The sequence below is a fragment of the Mycobacterium sp. TH-M11 genome, assembly GCF_057473725.1.
Genome location: NZ_JBYCLD010000450.1, coordinates 1 through 1881 on the forward strand (window position 1 = coordinate 1; position 1881 = coordinate 1881).

General features: G+C 65.6%; 2 protein-coding genes and 1 pseudogene. 2 read left to right on the top strand and 1 reads right to left on the bottom strand.

Annotated features, from left to right (window positions below; all coding sequences use genetic code 11):
• Positions 1-169 (bottom strand): annotated as a pseudogene (locus AC2VOG_RS17560) (cytochrome bc1 complex cytochrome b subunit); the annotation flags it as partial.
• A gap of 239 nt (positions 170-408) precedes the next feature.
• Between AC2VOG_RS17560 and AC2VOG_RS17565 the strand changes: the two are divergent.
• Both AC2VOG_RS17565 and AC2VOG_RS17570 read left to right on the top strand, forming a co-directional pair.
• Positions 409-1500: a class I SAM-dependent methyltransferase gene (locus AC2VOG_RS17565; RefSeq protein WP_486941129.1), complete on the top strand. Its 1092-nt coding sequence runs from the start codon at positions 409-411 to the stop codon at positions 1498-1500.
• A 135-nt stretch (positions 1501-1635) separates the two neighbouring features.
• On the top strand, positions 1636-1881 hold a 246-nt coding region (locus AC2VOG_RS17570), incomplete at its 3' end, for a cellulose binding domain-containing protein (protein WP_486941128.1).

The window sequence follows — 1881 nt, forward strand, 5'->3', positions numbered from 1 at the left end:
GCAGCAGCACGATGAAGCTGTACATCGCGATCTCGCCGAGCAGGAACGACCAGTGCGTCGGGAACACCTTGTTCAGCTGACGTCGGGTCGCGGCCGAGAGGTGGTACCGCGAGTCGACGGCGTTACCCTGGCCGGCCATGACGTGACCGGCATCGAATCGAACATCCATCTCGTGCACCGCGCCTTCCGACTTCGCGCCGCTACCGACCGCCGCAAGTCTCTTGGACGTATCTACTGGTACTGAATTAATCGTACAGTACTGGTCGCAATGCGCAACATACCTCGGTCGAGCAGCGCCGCCGGCCTGGCGAACCGAGGCGTCGGCGGCGCTCACCGAAAGGCTGGGCGAGGATAGTGGTACTGGTGCGCCCCGCCAGCCAAACCCCGACACCACCATGGAGGTCGACGATCACTACCTCACCCCGCGATACCGCGCCAGAGAGTCAGCGTGAATTCGCCGGCCGGGTGGCCGAGGCTCTCGACGGCGCCAGCCTGGCTCTGTTGCTGAGCCTGGGTCACCAGACCGGACTTCTCGATGTGCTGGCGGGCATGGCGGCGCCGGCGACCAGTGCGCAGATCGCGGAGGCAGCAGATCTCGATGAACGGTACGTCCGCGAATGGCTGGGGGGCACAACGGTCGCGCGGGTCGTCGACTTCGACCCCGGGGCAAAGACCTACCGGCTGCCCCCACACCGCGCCGCAGTCTTGACCCGGGCGGCCGGCCCGGACAATCTCGCGCGCATCGCCCAGTACATCGCGCTGCTCGCCGAGGTCGAACAAGACGTGCTCACCTGCTTCCGCCAGGGCGGAGGTGTGCCGTACGCCCGGTATCCCCGTTTCCACACAGTGACGGCCGAGCGAAGTGGCGAGGTGTTCGACGCCGCTCTGATCGACACGGTTCTGCCCATGGTCGACGGATTGCCGGACCGACTGCGCGCCGGAATCGATGTCGCTGATTTCGGCTGCGGTAGCGGGCGTGCGGTCAACGTGATGGCGCAAGCCTTTGGCGCGAGCCGGTTCACCGGAATCGACTTCTCCGTCGAGGGCATCGAACGAGCGACGAGTGAGGCTGCGCGACGCGGCCTGGACAATGCGACGTTCGTGCTCCATGATCTGACGCTGCCCGTCGAGGCGTCGGCATATGACGTGGTGACCACCTTCGACGCGATCCACGACCAGGCTCAGCCTGCGCAAGTGCTGGAAAACATCCACCGCTCCCTGCGCCCGCACGGCATCCTGCTCATGGTCGAGCCGAAGGCATCCAGCCGGCTGGAAGACAACATCGGAGTCGCGATGAAGACTTACGGCTACACGGTTTCGCTCATGCACTGCATGCCAGTTTCGTTGGCCCTCAACGGGGCTGGGCTAGGCACAATGTGGGGTCGGCACGCGGCCGCGGCGATGCTGGCCGAGTCGGGCTTCGACGATGTGACGGTTTCCGAGATTGATGCCGACCCGTCGAACTACTACTACATCGCGAGGAAAGCGGGCGGAAAGTAGCCGGCCGCCCAGGGCGTGAATGGTCCGGGCCTGTCGCGGGGAAGGTTGCGCGCCGGTTGCAGTTGCGCAAAGGTCCGGCAGCGTCTCTGCGTCGTGGAGGTCGGTATGGCCGGCTGGACTTTAGTGTTGGCCGCTATGGCCGGACTGGAGAAGCGCGTGAAGCGCTGGCGCGCCGCGCTTCACCTCGCCGTGTCGGCATTACTGGTCGCCACTGCGGGTTTCGTCAGCATCCCGTCGGCCCGGGCGGCTGCGGCCACGGCGACATTGTCGGTGGCACATGCCTGGCAGACCGGTTTCATCGCCCACTTCGCCATCAGCAACGCCAGCGCGGTCCCGCTCACCAATTGGACGCTTGAATTCGACATGCCGGCCGGACAATCC